Origin of the sequence: Anaeromassilibacillus sp. 1001302B_160321_C8, assembly GCF_015554745.1 — a bacterium.
GTDB classification, from domain to species: Bacteria; Bacillota; Clostridia; order Oscillospirales; family Acutalibacteraceae; genus Anaeromassilibacillus; species Anaeromassilibacillus stercoravium.
In genome coordinates this window covers 1-19,599 of record NZ_JADNJD010000020.1, presented here as the reverse complement: position 1 = coordinate 19,599, position 19,599 = coordinate 1, and the positions used below count along the sequence as shown (strand labels likewise).

The 19,599-nt window shown below is 54.5% G+C and carries 22 protein-coding genes and 2 riboswitches; of the genes, 21 read left to right on the top strand and 1 reads right to left on the bottom strand.

Annotated features, from left to right (window positions below; all coding sequences use genetic code 11):
• The first annotated feature begins 101 nt into the window (after positions 1-101).
• The 6 genes from rplU to I2E77_RS12125 all read left to right on the top strand — a co-directional run bounded on the left by rplU (position 102) and on the right by I2E77_RS12125 (position 3,854).
• A complete protein-coding gene (gene rplU / locus I2E77_RS12150; RefSeq protein WP_191362864.1) occupies positions 102-410 on the top strand; it encodes a 50S ribosomal protein L21 in 309 nt (102 codons plus the stop codon).
• Positions 410-730, top strand: a complete 321-nt coding sequence (locus I2E77_RS12145) for a ribosomal-processing cysteine protease Prp (protein WP_087231795.1) — start codon at positions 410-412, stop codon at positions 728-730. The genes rplU and I2E77_RS12145 overlap by 1 nt, the downstream gene beginning before the upstream one ends.
• Positions 731-733: 3 nt before the next feature.
• Positions 734-1,018, top strand: a complete 285-nt coding sequence (gene rpmA, locus I2E77_RS12140; protein ID WP_050698087.1) for a 50S ribosomal protein L27 — start codon at positions 734-736, stop codon at positions 1,016-1,018.
• A 155-nt stretch (positions 1,019-1,173) separates the two neighbouring features.
• Positions 1,174-2,445, top strand: a complete 1,272-nt coding sequence (obgE, locus tag I2E77_RS12135; RefSeq protein ID WP_195451316.1) for a GTPase ObgE — start codon at positions 1,174-1,176, stop codon at positions 2,443-2,445.
• A 5-nt stretch (positions 2,446-2,450) separates the two neighbouring features.
• Positions 2,451-2,879 carry a Mini-ribonuclease 3 gene (locus tag I2E77_RS12130; RefSeq protein ID WP_087231800.1) on the top strand — a complete coding sequence of 143 codons (429 nt, stop codon included), beginning with the start codon at positions 2,451-2,453 and terminating at the stop codon, positions 2,877-2,879.
• Between the two features lie 27 nt (positions 2,880-2,906).
• Positions 2,907-3,854 carry a YitT family protein gene (locus tag I2E77_RS12125; protein ID WP_191441368.1) on the top strand — a complete coding sequence of 316 codons (948 nt, stop codon included), beginning with the start codon at positions 2,907-2,909 and terminating at the stop codon, positions 3,852-3,854.
• Positions 3,855-3,993: 139 nt separating this feature from the next.
• Here I2E77_RS12125 and I2E77_RS12120 read toward each other — a convergent pair whose 3' ends face one another.
• Positions 3,994-4,194, bottom strand: coding sequence for a hypothetical protein (locus I2E77_RS12120; protein ID WP_087231805.1), 201 nt, complete (start codon positions 4,192-4,194; stop codon positions 3,994-3,996).
• Positions 4,195-4,390: 196 nt separating this feature from the next.
• Here I2E77_RS12120 and I2E77_RS12115 point away from each other — a divergent pair, with 196 nt between their 5' ends.
• The 15 genes from I2E77_RS12115 to I2E77_RS12045 all read left to right on the top strand — a co-directional run bounded on the left by I2E77_RS12115 (position 4,391) and on the right by I2E77_RS12045 (position 19,527).
• Positions 4,391-4,597 carry a CPCC family cysteine-rich protein gene (locus tag I2E77_RS12115; protein WP_191448614.1) on the top strand — a complete coding sequence of 69 codons (207 nt, stop codon included), beginning with the start codon at positions 4,391-4,393 and terminating at the stop codon, positions 4,595-4,597.
• Between the two features lie 77 nt (positions 4,598-4,674).
• Positions 4,675-6,021 (top strand): RsmF rRNA methyltransferase first C-terminal domain-containing protein, encoded by a 1,347-nt coding sequence (locus tag I2E77_RS12110; RefSeq protein WP_191405252.1) that lies wholly within the window; start codon positions 4,675-4,677, stop codon positions 6,019-6,021.
• Positions 6,022-6,235: 214 nt separating this feature from the next.
• The gene (locus I2E77_RS12105) at positions 6,236-7,306 is read left to right on the top strand and encodes a branched-chain amino acid aminotransferase (protein ID WP_087231814.1); all 1,071 of its coding nucleotides are present in this window, start codon (positions 6,236-6,238) and stop codon (positions 7,304-7,306) included.
• Between the two features lie 76 nt (positions 7,307-7,382).
• Positions 7,383-8,285, top strand: coding sequence for an RluA family pseudouridine synthase (locus I2E77_RS12100; protein WP_195451315.1), 903 nt, complete (start codon positions 7,383-7,385; stop codon positions 8,283-8,285).
• 112 nt (positions 8,286-8,397) lie between these two features.
• On the top strand, positions 8,398-9,183 hold the full coding sequence (locus tag I2E77_RS12095) for a basic amino acid ABC transporter substrate-binding protein (RefSeq protein ID WP_191362858.1): 786 nt from the start codon (positions 8,398-8,400) through the stop codon (positions 9,181-9,183).
• 94 nt (positions 9,184-9,277) lie between these two features.
• Positions 9,278-10,003, top strand: coding sequence for an amino acid ABC transporter permease (locus tag I2E77_RS12090; protein WP_195451314.1), 726 nt, complete (start codon positions 9,278-9,280; stop codon positions 10,001-10,003).
• Between the two features lies 1 nt (position 10,004).
• A complete protein-coding gene (locus I2E77_RS12085; RefSeq protein ID WP_087231824.1) occupies positions 10,005-10,739 on the top strand; it encodes an amino acid ABC transporter ATP-binding protein in 735 nt (244 codons plus the stop codon).
• A gap of 56 nt (positions 10,740-10,795) precedes the next feature.
• The gene (locus tag I2E77_RS12080) at positions 10,796-11,707 is read left to right on the top strand and encodes a zinc dependent phospholipase C family protein (protein WP_195451313.1); all 912 of its coding nucleotides are present in this window, start codon (positions 10,796-10,798) and stop codon (positions 11,705-11,707) included.
• A 40-nt stretch (positions 11,708-11,747) separates the two neighbouring features.
• Positions 11,748-12,206: an S-ribosylhomocysteine lyase gene (locus I2E77_RS12075; protein ID WP_087231830.1), complete on the top strand. Its 459-nt coding sequence runs from the start codon at positions 11,748-11,750 to the stop codon at positions 12,204-12,206.
• A 188-nt stretch (positions 12,207-12,394) separates the two neighbouring features.
• The gene (locus I2E77_RS12070; RefSeq protein WP_195451312.1) at positions 12,395-13,723 is read left to right on the top strand and encodes a CapA family protein; all 1,329 of its coding nucleotides are present in this window, start codon (positions 12,395-12,397) and stop codon (positions 13,721-13,723) included.
• A gap of 40 nt (positions 13,724-13,763) precedes the next feature.
• A riboswitch (FMN riboswitch) is annotated at positions 13,764-13,893 on the top strand.
• A gap of 80 nt (positions 13,894-13,973) precedes the next feature.
• The gene (locus tag I2E77_RS12065; protein ID WP_087231836.1) at positions 13,974-14,543 is read left to right on the top strand and encodes an ECF transporter S component; all 570 of its coding nucleotides are present in this window, start codon (positions 13,974-13,976) and stop codon (positions 14,541-14,543) included.
• A gap of 84 nt (positions 14,544-14,627) precedes the next feature.
• Positions 14,628-14,727, top strand: a riboswitch (SAM riboswitch).
• Positions 14,728-14,853: 126 nt separating this feature from the next.
• Entirely contained in the window at positions 14,854-16,038 is a 1,185-nt protein-coding gene (metK, locus tag I2E77_RS12060) for a methionine adenosyltransferase (protein ID WP_087231839.1), read from the top strand.
• Positions 16,039-16,109: 71 nt separating this feature from the next.
• The gene (locus tag I2E77_RS12055) at positions 16,110-16,448 is read left to right on the top strand and encodes a hypothetical protein (RefSeq protein WP_191405249.1); all 339 of its coding nucleotides are present in this window, start codon (positions 16,110-16,112) and stop codon (positions 16,446-16,448) included.
• Positions 16,449-16,610: 162 nt separating this feature from the next.
• The gene (recD2, locus tag I2E77_RS12050) at positions 16,611-18,827 is read left to right on the top strand and encodes an SF1B family DNA helicase RecD2 (RefSeq protein ID WP_195451311.1); all 2,217 of its coding nucleotides are present in this window, start codon (positions 16,611-16,613) and stop codon (positions 18,825-18,827) included.
• A 13-nt stretch (positions 18,828-18,840) separates the two neighbouring features.
• On the top strand, positions 18,841-19,527 hold the full coding sequence (locus I2E77_RS12045; RefSeq protein WP_195451310.1) for a ComF family protein: 687 nt from the start codon (positions 18,841-18,843) through the stop codon (positions 19,525-19,527).
• Positions 19,528-19,599 lie beyond the last annotated feature (72 nt).

Genomic DNA, 19,599 nt, shown 5'->3' with positions numbered 1-19,599 from the left:
GACAGGATATGCTAATATGGATAAGCCGCATATTACGGGCTATAAGTGGGTCTTCCCGCCCGATAGTAGCGAGACTAAAGTAAAGGTAGGAACAGGAATTCATGTTTGCAGTGATTGAAACAGGCGGCAAGCAGTACAAGGTCCAGGCTGGCGACACTATTTTTGTCGAGAAGCTTGCTGTGGAAGCAGACGCAACCGTTGACTTCAAGGTCATCATGCTGGACAACGACGGCGACATCAAGGTCGGCGCACCGTATGTGGAGGGTGCGTCCGTATCCGGTAAGGTTTTGAAGAACGGCAAGTCCAAGAAGATCACGGTCTTCACCTATAAGCCCAAGAAGGGTGAAAAGCGCAAGATGGGCCACAGACAGCCCTACACCAAGGTGCAGATTGAAGCCATCAATGCGTAATGATCTGCGCTGAATTTTTCACCAGGCCCGACGGCGACTTGGTGGGGTTCCGCATCAGCGGTCATTCCGGCAGCGGGGAAGAGGGCAACGACATCATCTGTGCGGCGGTATCCTCCGCGGCATATATGACGGCCAACACGGTGACGGAGATTATCGGTGTGGAGGCGCAGGTGGCAGCTGAAGAAGGCTACATGCTTGTGCGTATCCCGGCCAAAGCAGCCAGGGACTGCCGCGTTTTGTTCGCGGGTTTCAAGCTTCATATGTTGGGGCTTGAGGAGCAATATTCAGAAAATATCAATGTAAGTTATGTGGAGGTGTAAGGTATGTTGAAGATAAATATTCAGCTGTTCGCACATAAAAAAGGAATGGGTTCCACCAAGAACGGCCGTGACTCCGAGTCCAAGCGTCTTGGTGTGAAGCGCGCAGACGGCCAGTTTGTGTTGGCGGGCAATATCCTCGTCAAGCAGCGTGGCACGCACATTCATCCGGGCGAGAACGTGGGCAGAGGTTCCGACGATTCCCTCTTTGCATTGGTGGATGGCCGCGTCAAGTTTGAGCGTTTGGGCCGCGACCGCAAAAAGGTCAGCGTTTACGCTGTGGAGCAGTAATTTTACCAGAATGACAAATCCCTGCCGGAACCGTTCGGCAGGGATTTTTTCGGTTTCTGCGGGGAGATTGGTATACAAAAAGAAGGAGCGTGGAAAGATTTATCTACGCCCTATGCTGTCCAACGGGCAGCCCAATATGAGGGAAGTGATACACGATGTTTATCGACCATGCAAAAATCACCGTCAAAGCAGGCAAAGGCGGCGATGGAGCCGTTGCATTCCATCGGGAGAAGTATGTGGCCTCCGGCGGGCCGGACGGCGGCGACGGCGGAAAGGGCGGCAATGTTGTCTTCCAGGTGGACGACAACCTCTCCACCCTGGCGGATTTCCGCTATAAGCGCAAATATGTAGCCCCGAGTGGGGAAAATGGCCGCGGTGCGCGCTGCAATGGCAAGAGCGGCAAGGATCTCATCGTCCGCGTGCCGCGGGGCACTTTGGTCAAGGAAGCCGAGACCGGACGCATTCTTGCGGACCTCTCCAGCGATGAGCCGCAGGTCATCGCAAAGGGCGGCCGCGGCGGTTGGGGGAATATCCATTTCGCCACGCCAACCCGTCAGACGCCGCGTTTTGCGAAACCGGGCACGCCGGGAGAAAGCTTTGAGCTAATCCTGGAGCTGAAGCTTTTGGCAGACGTCGGGCTGGTTGGCTATCCGAATGTGGGCAAATCGACCCTGGTTTCCGTCGTGAGCGAGGCGAAGCCGACCATTGGCAACTATCATTTTACGACCATTACACCGGTGCTCGGCGTGGTGCGGCTGAAAGATGGCCGCTCCTTTGTGATGGCAGACATCCCCGGCCTGATTGAAGGCGCGGGCGAAGGGGTTGGGCTGGGGCACCAGTTTCTCCGTCACGTGGACCGCTGCCGTCTTTTGGTCCACATTGTGGATGTTGCAGGAAGCGAAGGCCGCGATCCCAAACAGGATTTTGAGATCATCAATACGGAACTGAAAAAGTTCAATCCGGAATTGGCAGAGCGTCCCATGCTGGTAGCGGGCAATAAGTGCGACCTTGCCACGGATGAACAAATTGAGGACTTTAAGAATTATGTGGAGGGCAAGGGATACGAGTTCTTTCCCATCATGGCGGCGATCCGCTACGATGTGGACCCGCTTCTCAACCGTATCTCCGAGCTGCTGAGTAAGCTGCCGCCGGTCAAGCGCTATGAGCCGGAGCCCCTGCCGCAGAAGCCGGTGGAGGACTTTGAAAAGAATGCCGTCAAGATCACCAAACAGGACAACGTTTATATGGTGGAGGGCGAATGGCTGTTGCAGGTCATCAACTCCGTCAATTTCGACGATTACGAATCGCTGCAATATTTCCAGCGTGTTCTTATCCAGACTGGCGTGATTGACGCCCTTCGGGATGCGGGTATCCAGGAGGGCGATACCGTCAGCATTTATGAAATTGAATTCGATTTTGTGGAGTGATACGTTTGGAACGGTTATTTGGTGCCCAGTGCGACCCAAAACAGCTTAGCCCTTTGACGCTGGCGTTTGTGGGGGACGGTGTGTTCGAACTTTTCGTACGGGAAAAGCTGGTTTGCCAGGGCAATTGCCCGGTTAACAAGCTGCATAAGCGCTCGGTGGAGCAGGTCTGCTGCGGCGCCCAGGCTGCCGCGGCCAAAAAGCTTCTTCCCATGCTGACGGAGGAAGAGGCAGCGGTATACAACCGCGGACGGAATGCGCATGTGGGGCATGTGCCGAAGAATGCCAAGGTTGCGGATTACCATGCGGCCACGGCCTTTGAAGCGCTGTTCGGTTATGTCTATCTGACCGGCAACTTACAGCGCCTTCGCGAGCTGTTTCAGCTTGCATGTGAGGCGTTGGATGAGGAGGATGGGCAGCATTTGATGGAAAAATGAGACGTTGACATGAGAGGAGGGGGTGCTATGAAGATTTCGTGGAGACAGGAGCGATCCAAAGCGCTTGCCAAGGATATCTTGTTTTTTGTAGCGGGAAGCTTGGTCTATGCAGTATCGGTGAAAATGTTTACTGCGCCGAACCAAATTGCCTCTGGAGGGGTGACGGGCTTGTCCATCGTGTTGAACTATTTGTTCCACACGCCGATCGGTACGACTGCTTTCCTCATCAATATCCCGATATTCCTTTGGGCGGTTACGGAAATTGGCTATAAGATGGTGGCGAAAACCTTCGTGGCGACGTTGTTATCCTCTGCGGCAATTGATCTGATGGGATATGTAGTGCCCCCCTATGAAGGAAACCCCATGCTGGCCGCCATATTTGGCGGTGTGCTGGAGGGAACAGGCCTTGCTTTGGTCTTCATGCGCGGTGGGACTACGGGTGGCACAGACATGGTGGCGCGCCTGTTAGGGCGGCATTTCCGCCACCTCTCCATGGGAAAGCTCATGCTTGGCGTGGACTTTGTTATTATCACATTTTCGGGTTTTGCATTCCAGAGCATGGAAAGCGCATTATATGCGCTGATTACCATTTTTGTCTCAACCCGGCTGATTGATACCATCCTCTATGGTACGGATATGGGGAATGGCAAGGTGCTGTTTATCATTTCAGAAAAAAACCAGGAAATTGCCCAACGGATTTTGATCGAGCTCGACCGCGGCGTTACGGCGCTAAAATCCCGCGGCCTTTACAGCGGGCGCGAGGGGGAAATGCTGCTTTGCGCGGTGCGGCGTTATGAGGTGTGCAAGGTCAATGATATTGTGCATGCGGTGGACCCAAACGCATTTGTGATTGTAGGCGAGGCGGGGGAAATCACAGGGGAAGGATTCCGGGAAGAAAAGCCGGACGATAAGTCCCTGCGGCAAATTTTAAAAGATAGCCGTAAAAAAAGAGAATCCTCTCACAAAAGGACATGAGAAAACAGGCGGCCTTGTCGTGTAACAAAGCCGCCTGTTCTTACATATAGCCTGGGGATTTCTCGCACCCATTCCCGCAGATGTAGCTTGCACGGCAAGCGGCATCTGCGAAAAAATGGGCGATCGTCAGAATGGAACGTTAGTTGTTGCTGTTCTGGCTGTTGTTCTGACCGCTGCACTGATTGGTGCCATTCTTGCAATTCTGGCTGTTCTGGCTAGAGCGGTTCTGCGTGCTGTTCTTGGCATTCTGGCTGGAACGGTTCTGGGAATTGTTCTGCAAGCTGTTCTGGCTAGAGCGATTCTGGGAACTGTTCTGACTGTTATTGTAATTGCTGTTCATGTGTATTCACCCCCTTTGCGCACTTATTATTGGTTTTGGAAAGAGGAATTATGCGATTTTGCTTTCAAAAAATGTGCGAAATCCAATGATGCGAACTATGCAAGGAGGTGGCGGCATTGAGAAAGGCCCAAAATAGGGTTCCGCCCTACGGGAAAAGAAGGGGAACCGGCCAGACAACGAAGAGGAACGGACGCATGTGGAGAACGGTGCGCCTTGTACATGTTGCGGGGATCGAACCATTCCCAGCCACAAAGATATGATTTCCTACATTTGCCCGATTGGTTATTGGGAAATCGATGTGTTTTTATCCGGCAAAGAAGAGCCCCGTGGCGAAAACCATGGCTTGCTACTCAAAGAAGCGCGGGAAAATTTTGAACAGCGTGGTGCAGCGTTGCCATCCTGAAAGCGGTATTGCCGGATGCCCACAGGAAGCCAGAAAAGATGGAAAGAAAGAGATGTTCAAGAAGGGAAGAAACAGACATGACAACATTGCCGCATGCATTTTGCGACCGCATGAAAGAGACATTAGGCAGGGAATATGAGGCCTTTCTCGCCTGTTATGAAAAGCCGCACTTGCGGGGAATCCGCTTGAATCCCCAAAAATGTGGGGAAGATCTTCTCCGCTCGGCCCTGCCGTTTCCGGTCACAGCGGCGCCGTTTTCGCCGCTTTCCTATTATGTTCCAAAGGAGGCGGAGCATCTGGGCGTGTTGCCGTTGCACCATGCGGGTGCATTTTATGTGCAGGAACCGTCCGCGGCTTCGGCTGTCACTGTGTTAGCCCCGCAGCCCGGCGAACGGGTGCTGGACCTCTGCGCGGCGCCTGGTGGAAAATCCACACAGATCGCCGCTTTATTGGCGGGGAAGGGCTTGCTCTGGAGCAATGAGGTTGTCCGGAACCGGGCAAACGTATTGCTCTCCAATATGGAGCGGATGGGCGTGCGGAATGCGGTCGTATCCTGCTGCCGTCCGGAGGTCCTGTGCAGTGCGTTGGCGGGCTTCTTTGACAAAGTGCTTGTGGATGCCCCCTGCTCCGGGGAAGGGATGTTCCGGCGCGACGAACGGGCGATACAGGAATGGAGTCCCGAGCATGTAAAGACTTGCGCTGTGCGCCAGCTTGCGATTTTGGAGAGTGCGTCGCAGGCCCTGCGGGAGGGTGGCATTCTGGTCTATTCGACCTGCACATTCTCCCCTGAGGAAAACGAAGGGGTGATCTCTGCGTTTTTGGAGGAACATTGCGATTTTGCACTGGTGGATTGCGGCGTCTCTTTCGGACGGCCGGGCACGATTCCACAAACACGGCGCATCCTGCCGCTGGATGGCGGAGAGGGCCATTTTGTGGCGAAGTTACAGCGGATATCCGAAAACGGCGATGCGCCGGCGCCCTATTCCTATCAAAAGCCGAGTAAGGAGGCGCGAGCCTGCTGTGAGCTGATCTATCGAGAAGCGCCCAAGGGGGCAATGGAACAGATCGGCGACAACCTCTTGCTTTTGCCAAACGGCCTTCCCCAGATGAAGGGCCTCGGGGTGTTGCGGGCTGGCGTGCTGTTGGGCACCTTTCAGAAACGAATCGAACCGGCACATGCGGCGTTTATGGCGGCAAAGCCCCAGGAACTGCGTGTGGTACTCGAGCTATCCCACAGTGACCCACGGATCGCTGCATTCCTGCACGGGGAAGAGCTGGAAGCGCCCGATTCCTATAAGGGCTATACCGGCGTGGCGGTGGACGGCATTGTCACCGGGTTTGGAAAATGCTCGGGAGGCCGTTTGAAGAATCGCTATCCCAAGGGGCTGCGTAACCATGGAACAGCATTTATGCAGGATATTTGATGCTTCTGTGCAAAATGAAAATAGCGATGGAGAAATGCAAATTTGATAGATAAGATTGTAGCAAGGGGAAGAATTTGGAGTTCCCTCTAAAAAACAGATCAAATCTTATCAAATCTGTGGAGAAATTTGCTGTGCCTTTCGCACAGTAACAGCTTGAAATCCCCGAAAAATGATGGTACAATAAACGGGAATAATCAGAAAGAGGGCATTTACCATGCAGGAAATCAGAGTGGAACTTACAAAAAATCCGAAACAAAAGCCGGCTCCGGGCGCGCCCCTTCCGTTCGGAACCATTTTCACCGACCACATGTTTATTATGAACTACGACGAGGGGCAGGGTTGGCACGATCCCCGCATCGTTCCTTATGGGCCGATTGAAATGGATCCTTCCGCCATGTGCCTGCATTACGGCCAGTCCGTATTTGAAGGCATGAAGGCTTACCGCGCGCAGGATGGCAGAATTTTGCTGTTCCGTCCGGATAAAAACATGGCCCGCCTGAATGTTTCCAATGACCGCCTGTGCATTCCTCCGATCGACGAGGAGCTTGCGAAGGCAGCGATTGAAAAACTCGTCTCCGTAGAAAAGGACTGGGTGCCCAGTGAAGAGGGGACGTCCCTCTATATTCGCCCGTTTATCATTGGCGTCGATCCTCACATCGGCGTACATCCGGCGCACCATCTGTTGTTCATGGTCATCTGCTGCCCGGTAGGCGCGTACTATCCGGAAGGGCTCGATCCGGTCAAGATTTATGTGGAGACCAATTATGTCCGTGCGGTGCGCGGCGGCATGGGCTTCACGAAGACGGCGGGCAACTATGCAGCTTCCTTGAAGGCGCAGGATGAGGCGGAGAAGCAGGATTATACCCAGGTGCTGTGGCTCGACGGCGTGGAGCGCAAATACATCGAAGAAGTCGGCACCATGAATGTCTTCTTTGTCATTGACGACGAAGTGGTCACACCCGCGTTGCAGGGTTCGATCCTGTCCGGCATTACCCGTATGTCCTGCATTGAGATGTTGAAGTCCTGGGGGATGAAGGTTTCGGAGCGGAGGCTTTCGATCCAGGAGGTTGCGGATGCAGCGGCAGAAGGCCGCCTGAAAGAGGCGTTCGGTACTGGTACGGCGGCAGTTATCTCCCCGATTGGCCACTTGAAGTGGGGCGACGACATCATGGAGATCAACAATGGGGAAATCGGTCCGCTCTCCCAGAAGTTGTACGATACCCTCACTGGAATCCAGTGGGGTAAAATTAAGGACGAGTTTGGTTGGACCGTCGAAGTAAAATAAATCGTTTTGTGGGACAGAACGGCGGTGTGCGGATGGGCTTGCCGCCGTTCTTTTTGTCTGCCCGCGGGGAGGTTCCATGAGAAAACTGACGTTCACAGTGCCGGAAGCATACGATGCTGCACAGTTAAAAGGGTTTTTGCGCCATTTTTGCGGGGTATCCGCCCGGCTTTTGACCGATCTCAAGAAGGAACCTCTGGGAATTACAGTCAATGGCGTCCATGCGACGGTACGAAAGGTTTTGCAGGCTGGCGACCAAGTACAGCTTGCGCTTCCCGCGGACGGTGCCTGTCCAGAACCGGTGGATCTTCCTTTGGCCCCACTCTATGAGGACCGGGATCTCTTGGCGGTTGACAAGCCAGCGGCGATGCCGGTGCATCCCTCTCCTGGGCACGACCGGGACAGCTTGGCAAATGCGGTTGCCGCATATTTTCAGAAAAAAGATGCGTGCTGCGCCTTCCGGCCGGTCTATCGGCTGGATCGGGACACCACCGGCGTATTGGTTTTGGCGAAGAACACCTATGCAGCAGCGCGCTTGGCACATGGAATCGAAAAAGTCTATTTGGCGGTATGCGAAGGTATCCTGACGGGAAGCGGGACGGAAAACGGCCCGATTGAGCGATTGCCGGGGCATACGATCCAGCGCTGCGTTTCGGAAAACGGAATCCACGCGGTGACGCATTGGCGTGCTTTATGCTGCTCAAAGAGTCATACATTGGCGGCTTTCCGGCTGGAAACCGGTCGGACACATCAAATCCGCGTGCATATGTCCAACAGAGGGAACCCTTTAGCAGGGGACGATCTGTATGGCGGGAGCCGGGAATATATTGGCCGCCAGGCACTTCACTGTGCACAGGCAATCTTCCAACATCCGGTGACTGGGGAAAGAATGTGCATAATCGCGCCAGTTCCAGAGGATTTCTGTATACTTTTGGAGTCTTGCGGCTTGCAAGTTCCACAAAATTATTCGAATTTTATCTAGTAAGTTATCAAATCTTCTGAAATTTCGAAGACCGCATAAGTATGCTTGAAATATGAATATTTATGCGATAGAATGAGAGAAGATTTTAGTAACGAATTTGGGGGTACGATTTATGAAAACAGGGAAGAAGATTTTAGCATTCCTTCTGGCGGTGTCCATGATGGTTCCGATGTCTGCTTGCGGCAGCAAAGTCAAGACGCCGGAGGACATTCAAAATGCAGGAACGCTGTACATGGCAACCAATGCGGAGTTTGAGCCGTTTGAGTACAAGGATGGCGACGAGGTCGTTGGCATCGACATTGAGATTTCCCAAAAAATTGCCGATAAGCTGGGCGTAGAGCTGGAAGTCAGCGACATCGCATTTGACACATTGATCACAGCGTTGCAGTCCGGCAAAGCGGACATCGTTGCAGCGGGTATGACTGCGAGCGAGGACCGCAAAAAGAACGTGGATTTCTCCGATCCGTATTTCGACGCTTCCCAGGCGATCATTGTGACGAATGACAGTGACATCACTTCCCGTACCGATCTGAACGGTAAGACGGTCGGCGTCCAGCTGGGCACCACGGGCGACCAGTATTGCACCAACGAGGACGGAGAGAACGACATTTCTGTGGCAGAAGTGAAGCGTTACAGCAAGGGCATGGAGGCAGTTTCCGACCTGCTCGCTGGCCGTATTGACGCGGTTGTCATCGACGATTTCCCGGCTGAAAAGCTGGTGGAAAAGAACAGCGATAAGATCAAGAAGCTGGATGAGGCGCTCACGAGCGAAGAATATGCAATTGCCATGCCGAAGGGCAGCACGGAATTGCAGAAGCTGGTCAACGAAGTCCTTCAGGAGATGAAGGACAGCGGCGAGATGGATGAGATCGTCAGCAAGTACATCAGCGCTGAATAAATTTAGAAGAAACAAGAGACAGCAGAAGAGCGGCTGGACCCTTTGATAGGAGCAGCGGCTTTTCTGCCTGCTTCTGTTTTATGGGGAGGTCGTCATGCAGACACTTTTCGCATCGCTTCCGCTGTCCTTTTTCTCCGATCTGGGACAGCAGTTCTATAATGATTTTATTTTAAAAGACCGGTATATGTACATCGTACAGGGATTTGGCAACACGGTGGCAATCACGTTGGTGGCTGTCATCATCGGTATCATCCTGGGTACGTTGGTCGCCCTGGTGCGCATCACGCATCAGAATAACCCAAAGAAACTGCGCATCCTCAATAAAATTTGCGGTTTATACTTGACGGTTATCCGCGGCACCCCTGTGCTGGTGCAGTTGATGATTATGGTGTACTTCATCTTCGCCAGCGGGGAAACGCTTCTGGTGGCAATGCTGTCGTTCGGTATCAATTCCGGCGCCTATGTTGCCGAGGTCATTCGAAGCGGCATCCAGTCCGTGGACCGTGGCCAGATCGAGGCTGGGCGCTCCCTGGGGTTGAACGGCCGGACAACCATGAGCAAGATCGTTTTGCCGCAGGCATTTAAAAATGTCGCTCCCGCGGTCTTCAATGAGTTTATCGCCCTTTTGAAGGAGACTTCCGTCGCCGGCTATGTCGGCATTCAGGATCTGACCAAGGGCGGCGATATTATCCGCAGTATTACATACGATGCATTCCTGCCCCTGTTCCTGGTGGCGGCGGTTTATCTGGTGCTGGTCATCCTGTTGACTACGTGCCTGTCCAAGCTCGAAAGGAGGCTGCACCAGAGTGATAAACGTTAAAATGATAAGCGTTAAAAATTTGGAAAAGACGTTCCATACCCTGCGGGGCGACCTTCATGTGCTCAAGGGGATCAACCAGGAGATTCAAAAAGGGGAAAAGGTGGTGATCGTGGGGCCGTCCGGCTCCGGAAAGAGCACCTTTCTCCGCTGCCTGAACCTGCTGGAAATGCCCACCGGGGGCGAGGTGTGGTTTGAAGGGACGCAGATCAACGCTCCCGGCTGCGATGTAGACCAGCTCCGCCGCAAAATGGGCATGGTGTTCCAGCACTTCAATCTGTTTCCGCACCTGTCCGTGTTGAAAAACATCACGCTTGCGCCCGTGACGCTCAAGATTAAGACGCAGAAAGAGGCGGACGATAAGGCGATGCAGCTTTTGAAGCGCATTGGTCTGGAGGATAAAGCAAACGCCTATCCCTCCCAGCTCTCTGGCGGCCAGCAGCAGCGCATTGCCATTGTGCGCGCACTTGCGATGGAGCCGGATGTGATGCTCTTTGACGAACCGACCAGCGCCTTGGACCCGGAGATGGTTGGAGAAGTGCTTCAGGTTATGAAAGAGCTTGCGCACGAAGGGATGACCATGGTGGTTGTCACGCACGAGATGAATTTTGCCCGCGAGGTGGCCACGCGTGTCCTCTTCATGGATGAGGGTCAGGTCTTGGAAGAGGCCAAGCCGGACGAGTTCTTCACGCATCCGAAGAATCCACGTCTGCAGGACTTTTTGTCCAAAGTCCTTTAAAAAGAAAATCGATTGTGCTACAATAGGAGACATCTTTTGGGATGTCTCCTATTTTTATGAATGGCGGAGACGGAAAGCGAGGGATGCATATGCCTGCGGCAATCACACATTACTACCACGTCCTGCGGGTGCTGGAACTCTGGAAACCAGATACGGCCAACCGCGATGCGCTTTTGTGGGGCGCACAGGGACCGGACTTCCTTTTTTATCACCGTGTTTTGCCTTGGCAAAAAGGGGAGAGTCTCTCTGTTTACGGGGAACGATTGCACCAGGAAGAGGTCGTTCAGACCTTATCCATTTTGCGCGGTTATGCGGAGTCCCACCCTTCGGAGATCGTAAAAAGCTATATCGCGGGATTCCTCTGCCATTATGCGGCGGACCGGACCTGCCACCCGTTTGTGCGGGCGCATGCGCGCGAACTGTTACAGGTTCAACCGGAGCAAGATGAGCAGATTGCACACCACGAATTGGAGTCGGCGCTCGACGTGATCCTGCTGCGCTATGAGGCCGGGGCGCTTCCAATTGAGTTTTCCCTCAAAAAGACGCTTCCGAAGGACCCACAGGTGGAGGCAGAGATTGCCACACTCTATGCGTTTTTGCTGCATGTACGGTTTGGCGTGCCGCATGCAAAACCGTTGGTGGAACAGGCGATCCGGGATGCGCACACAGCATTGGGATGGTTGAACGACCGTACCAGCTTGAAAAAATCGCTGGTGGAGCGTTGGGAAAAGAAGCATGGCGGGAAGCATCTCCTTTCGTGCCATATCCGCGGCGTGGGCGAAGGGGATGATTTCGATTACGCCAACACGTTGCTGGGAACATGGCGCTGGCCGGAGAATGGAGAGCCCAAGAACGAAAGCTTTTTCGATGTGTATGAACGGTCCATTCAGGATGCTTTGGAACTGATCAACGGATTTTTTGCAGGGATAGATCTGGATAAGCTCACGGGAGGCCGTTCCTTTGGCTGAGATCCAATCATCTGATTCAAACAAAAATGGAGGAAATCGTATGGATAAAATTGCAAGCTTTTGCATTGACCACGACAAATTGGTACCTGGCATTTACCTCTCCCGCATTGACGGGGACGTAAAGACATATGACATCCGTATGCGCCGCCCCAATACGCCGCCCTATTTGGAAAACGCGGCGTTGCACACCCTGGAGCACCTGTTCGCGACCTTTGCGCGCAATTCGGAGTGGAAGGATCATGTGATCTACTTTGGGCCGATGGGCTGCCGGACGGGCTGCTATTTCCTGCTCAAGGACATGGAGGAGGCGGACGCGGTGCGCCTGATCCGCTCGATTTTCCGGCAGATTGCAGAGTATGAAGGGGAGATCCCCGGGGCGACGGCCAAAGAATGCGGCAACTACTTGGAGCACGATCTGGCAGGAGCGCGAAAAGAGGCGCAGGACTTCCTGCCCATCATCGAAGATTGGGACGAGCGGAACCTGGTTTACCCGGCATAACTGGTTCTGGAGATCCTTTCGATCAGCCGCTGTGGAGCCGATCCTTCACGGCGGCTGTTTCTGTCGGAATCCGTCATACGGTTTTCATGGCTTTCTTCCGCAGTTTGATGTATAATCCAAGTAGAGAATGGCGCGGCCGATGAAGTATATCGGCCGCCATGGACGGTATCAATACAGGAGAACCCGATATGAAAAAAGCAAAGTATTACCGGAAGAATCCCCGCCCATTACCGGTGCGCATGGGGACGGTCATTTTGCGGATGTCCACAGCGGGCTTAGCTGTTTTGCTGTGCGTTGCTGCTTTCCTTCTGCTGACCACCACGGGGCGGATTCAGAATACAGAGCAGATCCCACAAGAGAGCGTTTCACAGCCAGCGGAGGAACCGTTCGAACCGTCACAGGAGCTGGAGCCGGAAACGCCGTCTACACCGCCTCCGGACAAGCCTTTGGAAAGCGAACCTTTGCCGGAGCCGGAGACCGCCTCGATCACAATCCTCGGGGTGGGCGACAACCTAATCCACGACGGCATTTACAAACAGGCCAACCGGCGCGCCGGCGGGACAGGCTATGACTTTTCCCCGGTATATGAGCGGGTTGCCCCCTATATCCAACAGGCGGACGTCGCGGTCATCAACCAAGAGACGCCGCTGGCGGGCGATATCCTGCCCTTATCCGGATACCCGCGGTTCAATTCGCCGGCGGAATTGGGGGACGAGCTGGTGAAGATCGGTTTTGATGTCATCAACCATGCGAACAATCATATACTGGATCAGGGCGAACAGGGGCTGCGCGCCACGTTGGACACTTGGGACAAAAAGAATGCCGCCGTGGTGGGGGCGTACCGAAGCGATGCGGACTTGGAAAACATCCGCATCATAGAGAAAAACGGCATCAAGACAGCGCACATCGGTGTGACGGAGATGACCAACGGCCTGTTTCTGCCGAAGGATTCCCCCTATCACATCCTCTTGACCAAGGAGACGGACCTTCTGAAGCGGTTGGTCCAGAAGGCGAAATCCATGGCGGACGTTGTAGTGGTATCCGTCCACTGGGGGACAGAGTATACCCATACCCCCACCCAGAAGCAGCAGGAGCTGGCCCAAAATCTGGTGGATTGGGGCGCGGATATTATTTTCGGAAACCATGCGCATACCTTACAGCCGGTGGCTATGTTGGAACGCGCTTCGGATGGCGCGCAATGTCCGGTGGTCTATGCCCTGGGAAATTTTGTCTCGGCGCAGGATCGCGCGATGAGCATGGTGGGCGGGATGCTCCAGGTGACCGTGGAGAAAGAGCTGCAAAGCGGGAAGATATCCATAACGGACGTCCGTTTCGAACCGATTGTCACCCATTACGGCGACTATTTCCGGAATATAACGATCTATCCGCTCGAACAATATTCGGAGGCATTGGCGCAACAGCACGGCGTGCGCCAATACGATTCTTCCTTTAGCTTATCTTACATACAAAACATGGTGGAGCAAGTAATTCCGGAAAAATATCGTTCTAAGGATTGACAGACGCATGGAAGAGCGTTATAATATTAACAAATTTAAGAGCTGTCTTCGGGGCGGGGTGCAATTCCCCACCGGCGGTAATGCGGCGTTAGCCGACAAGCCCGCGAGCGAAAGCTGATTTTGGTGAGATCCCAAAGCCGACGGTATAGTCCGGATGGAAGAAGAACCGCGCGTTATGCGTATTTAGGCCCCGTGGCGTTATTGCCGCGGGGCTTTTTTCGTAGACAGCCCACAAAAAGGAGAGGTATCTATGAAAACAAACACCAAAGACAATGTGATCCGCATGGCGCAAATGGGAATGCTCGCCGCAATTGCAATCGTTCTTGTAACGGTCACCCAATTCCCGATTATCCCTGCCGCACCGTTCATGAAGTACGACATGGCGGATGTGCCGATCCTATTGGGGACGCTGTTGTTTGGAACCGTACCGGGGCTGGTGATCCTGCTGGTGGTTTCCCTGATCCAGGCGTTTCTCTTGGGCGGTGATGGCTGGATTGGGCTGGTGATGCACGTTGTCGCATCCGGTGCGCTGGTGGTCCTGGTGGGGCAGTTCAGCGGCTGGCACCACAAATTCCGCGATACGGTCGTCGGTATGGTGCTGGGGACTTTGGCGATGACCGCGTTGATGATCCCGCTGAATCTGGTATTGACCAGCTATTTCCAGGGCGTGCCGATGCAGGCGGTCGTGGATATGATCATCCCAGTGATTATCCCGTTTAATCTCATCAAGGCATCCGCCAACTGTGTGATTACAGCGATTGTCTTCAAGGCATTGCAGCCGTTTGTCCGCCGTCATAAGGATCTTGTTGGCCAGTCCTAAGACACATTTTGTAGGAATTTTTCTTATTTTGTCCCTTTACAGGGATACCAATCCGTGCTATAATACATCTGCTAACAGAATATGTCCTTATCAAGAGTGACGGAGGGAACAGGCCCTGTGATGTCCGGCAACCTGCTTTTAAAAGCAAGGTGCTAATTCCTGCGGGTAAACCGAAAGATGAGGTTGCTTTATAGGCCGCTCGGTTTTCCGGGCGGCTTTTTTATGACCTGGAATCTTGAATCAGGAGGCAATCGCGCTTCCAAGGACATGGACAAGACTGGCAATTTTCAAACAGGAGGACAAACACAACATGGCAAAGTATTTTTTCACTTCCGAATCGGTGACCGAGGGGCATCCCGATAAACTCTGCGACCAGATTTCCGACGCGGTATTGGATGCGATTTTGGAGCAGGACCCCCATGCGCATGTCGCCTGCGAGGTGGCGGCGACAACCGGGATGCTGCACATCATGGGTGAGATTTCCACGGAATGCTACGTGGATATTGCGTCGATCGCCCGCAATGTGGCCATCGACGTCGGCTATAGCAACAACAAATATGGATTTGACGGCAATACCTGCGGCGTTATCACATCGATCGATATGCAGTCGCCCGATATCGCCATGGGCGTCAATAAATCCTATGAGGCGCAGAACGGCGCGACCGACGCCCTCGACAGCGTCGGCGCGGGCGACCAGGGGATGATGTTTGGCTTTGCCTGCGACGAAACACCGGAGCTCATGCCCCTGGCGATCTCCCTGGCGCACAAGGTGTCCAAAAAGCTGAGCGACGTGCGCAAGAGCCGCGAGCTGCCCTATCTGCGTCCGGATGGGAAGACGCAGATTACTGTGGAGTACGAAGACGGCGTCCCGGTGCGCGTGGATACGGTCGTGCTGTCCACGCAGCACAGCCCGGATGTCACGTTGGAACAGATTCGCGCCGACGTGGTGGAACATGTGATCAAAGCGGCGATCCCGGCCAAGTGGCTGGACGAGAACACCAAATTTTATGTCAACCCGACCGGCCGCTTTGTTGTGGGTGGCCCGGCGGGGGATACCGGCTTGACGGGGCGCAAGATCATTGTGGATTCCTATGGCGGGTATGGCCGTCATGGGGGCGGCGCCTTCTCCGGAAAGGACCCGACCAAAGTGGACCGTTCCGGGGCTTATGCGGCACGCTATGTCGCGAAGAACATTGTAGCGGCGGGTTTGGCAAAGAAATGTGAGGTGCAGCTTGCTTATGCCATCGGTGTAGCGCGGCCCATCTCGGTTGCGGTGGATACCTTCGGGACGTCCGATTATACCAGCGAACAGCTGGAAAATGCCGTGCGCAAAGTGTTTGACCTGCGCCCGGCCGCGATCATCCAGAATTTCGACCTCTGCCGCCCGATTTACCGCCAGATCTCCAACTATGGTCATATGGGCCGCGAAGATCTGAACCTGCCGTGGGAACAGCGGGACCGGGTAGAAGCGCTCAAGGCGGCGCTTAACGCTTAAATAGTACGATTTTCGAAAAAAATATGCGCGGAAATCACCTTGTCACATAAACTGTGATGAGGTGATTTTTTATGTGGGGAATTCTATTTAAGACCATTCTGATTCTTTTAGCGATTGTTGGGCTGACAGAGGTATTCCGGCTTTTGGCCTTCCATTTTTTGCGCACCCGCCATCGGGGGAAGCTCTTTTGGGTGCTCTCCTTCCAAGGGCACGACGGTGAAGCGGAGCTCGCACTGAAGAACGCCTTGGAGCATTTGCGCTGGTTGGACAGCACGCAGGAGAAGCTGGTGCTCTGCGTCGACCGAGGAATGGACGAAGAAACGCGGGAGGTCTGCCGTGTTGTCAGCCGTGAAAACCTGGATGTGCGCATTTGTACGCCGGAGGAAGTCGCGGAAATCCTGGAACAATAGTTTACAAATACATACAAAATCGTCTATACTAAAATCATGCCTTATACCGGCCGAACGGACAAACGGCCGGTATAAGCCCTGTTGGAATTGGAATTTTGTCGGATGACGGCTGCCAAGCGATGCAATTGGAGTGCAAAAACCCGACATATGGGAGGAACCAACATGTATGAAGAGACCCTTCTGGAGATGACCGGCTCGGTGGAGCGGGTTGTCTTTCGGAATGAAAAAAATGGATATACGGTATTGGAGCTCAACAACGGCCAGGAGCTGGTCACCGTGGTGGGGACCATCCCCTGGGTGAGCGCCGGAGAGGAGCTCCGGGTGATCGGCAACTGGAGCAGCCATCCGAATTTTGGCACGCAGTTCAAGGTGGAGGCGTTTGAGCGCTCCAAGCCGGCCACTGCAGTGGCAATGCTGAAATACCTGTCCTCCGGAGCGATCAAGGGAATTGGAGCTGCCACCGCCGCCCGGATTGTGGATACCTTTGGGGACAACACCCTGCACATTTTGGAAGAAGAACCGGAGCGCCTGAGCAGCATCAAGGGGATTACACGCGACAAGGCGCGGAAGATTGGGGAGGAGTTCCAGCGCGTGCACGGCATCCGGGAGATGATGCTCAGTTTGGGGCAATACGGCATTTCCCCGGAGGAAGCGGTGCGCATCTGGAAACAGTTCGGCCCGCAGGCCGTGGAACGCGTCCAGGAGAATCCCTATTGCCTATGTGACGACGGACTGAACATCGGATTCAGCCGGGCGGACGACATCGCCGCCTCTTTGGAGCGCCCGCAGGACGACATCTGCCGCCTCCGCGCCGGGCTGGTGTATGTTTTAAAGCACAACATCGGGAATGGGCACACCTGCCTGCCGGAGGAAAAGCTTCTGGCTGCGACGGCCGGAATGCTGGGCGTCGATGTGACGCTTACCCAGGAGGCGCTGGAACAGCTCAAGCAGGACGGTTCCGTCATCTCCCAGCTCTTTCACGGCAGGGAATTTATTTTTACCCCAAAGCTGCACCGCTCCGAAGTTTACGCAGCAGCGCGCATCGGGATGCTGCTGCGTTATCCGGCGCAGTCGATCGTCGGGATCGACCACTACATAGCGGTGATGGAGCAGGAACTCTCGATCCGCTATGCGGAGATGCAAAAGCAGGCCATCCGCAAGGCGTTGTCCCAAGGCATGCTGATCTTGACCGGCGGCCCCGGCACCGGAAAGACCACCACGCTCAACGCAATCATCAAGATTTTGGAGCGCAAGGGGGAAAAGGTGCTTTTGGCTGCGCCGACAGGCCGCGCGGCGAAGCGGATGTCCGACCTGACCGGCAAAGAGGCCAAGACCATCCACCGCTTGTTGCAGGTGGAATGGGATGAGAACGACCAGCCCACCTTTGCCAAGAACGAAAAGAACAATCTGGATTGCGACGCACTGGTGATCGACGAGCTTTCCATGGTGGACGTCACCATTTTTGAGGCAGTGCTGCGGGCGCTCCCGCTCGGCTGCCGCTTGATCCTGGTGGGCGACAGCGACCAGCTTCCCAGCGTGGGACCCGGCAATGTGCTGGGCGATCTGATTGCCTCGGAGATGCTTCCGGTGGTGCGTTTGAACGAGATTTTCCGGCAGTCCATGCAGAGCTTGATCGTTACAAACGCCCACCGGATCGTGGCCGGGGAGATGCCCGACCTCTCCGTGCGGACAAGCGATTTCTTCTTTTTGCCCAGCAGCAATGCCGCAGATGTGGCGGAGACCATCGTCGGCCTCTGCGCCAAGCGCCTGCCCGCCAGCTATGGATATTCCCCCATGGCGGACATTCAGGTCCTTTGTCCCGGTAGGAAGGGCGATCTGGGAACCAATGAGCTGAATAAGCGCCTACAGGCTGCGCTGAACCCACCGGACCGCAAAAAGAATGAGATCACGGTCAACGGGGTGTTGTTCCGCGAAGGGGACAAGGTGATGCAAGTCAAAAACGACTACAACCTCCCTTGGAACAAATCGGACGGCACCACCGGCGAAGGCGTGTTCAACGGGGACATGGGTGTGTTGTGCGGGGTGGACCGCCGCGCTTCCGTCCTGACGGTGCTGATGGACGACGACCGCCTCGTCCTGTACGAATTGGATGCCGCCTCCGAGTTGGAATTGGCCTATGCTATGACGGTCCATAAAAGCCAAGGAAATGAGTTCACCGCGGTGGTGATGCCCATGTTTCCCGGGCCGCCGCAGTTGTGCTATCGCAATCTCCTTTATACGGCCATCACGCGCGCAAAAACGCTGCTGGTGATGGTGGGGATGCGGCGCACCGTGCAGGCAATGGTGGAAAACGCCCGCAAGACCCGGCGTTACTCCGGCCTTTTATATTTTTTGACGGGCGCCGGTCAGGAGGAATAGAAGGGAAGGAACCATGGGCTTAAAGGCTGTTTTTCGAACATTGGGGGACATGCTGTTCCCTCCGCGATGCCTATTTTGCGACGAATTAATCTATCCAGGGTGGGAGATCTGTGAAGCGTGTGAAAACGAGATCGCGGCTTCTCCCGCGATTCGCCGCATGAAACCGGGCGTAAGCGGGGAGACTGTATGGTGTTTGACGCCCTTCCGCTATGAAGGCCCGGTCAAAGAATCGCTCATGCGGTTCAAGTTCCAGGGGCACCGGGAATACGCGCCCTATTATGGCCGGAAAGTTGCCGAAGGGCTTCGGGAGCAATGGAGGGAGGAAGCTTTTACGGTTGCAACAGCGGTCCCTCTTTCGAAACGACGCCTGCGCGAGCGTGGATACAACCAGGCGGAGCTGATTGCGCGGGAGGCTGCAAAATGGCTGGGACTGCCCTATGTAGAAACGCTCCGAAAGGCGAAGGAAAACCAGGTGCAGCACGAACTCTCCGGCGAAGAACGCCTGCGAAATGTGCAGGGCGTATACCGGGCTTGCAACGGGATACGGCTGGCGGGAGAGTCCATCCTGCTCATCGATGATATCGTCACGACGGGCGCAACGCTCTGCGAATGTGCGCGTATCTTGTTGCGGGAAGGGGCGGCGCGTGTGGTCTGTGCGGCGGTGGCGGATGTTCACTGGGATGAAACACAGAACATGTAGGTTTGTCAAACATCTTGTACAGCGAGAGATTCAAAGAAAGCAGCAAGTTTTTCTTTCGGGGAGAGCCAGGCA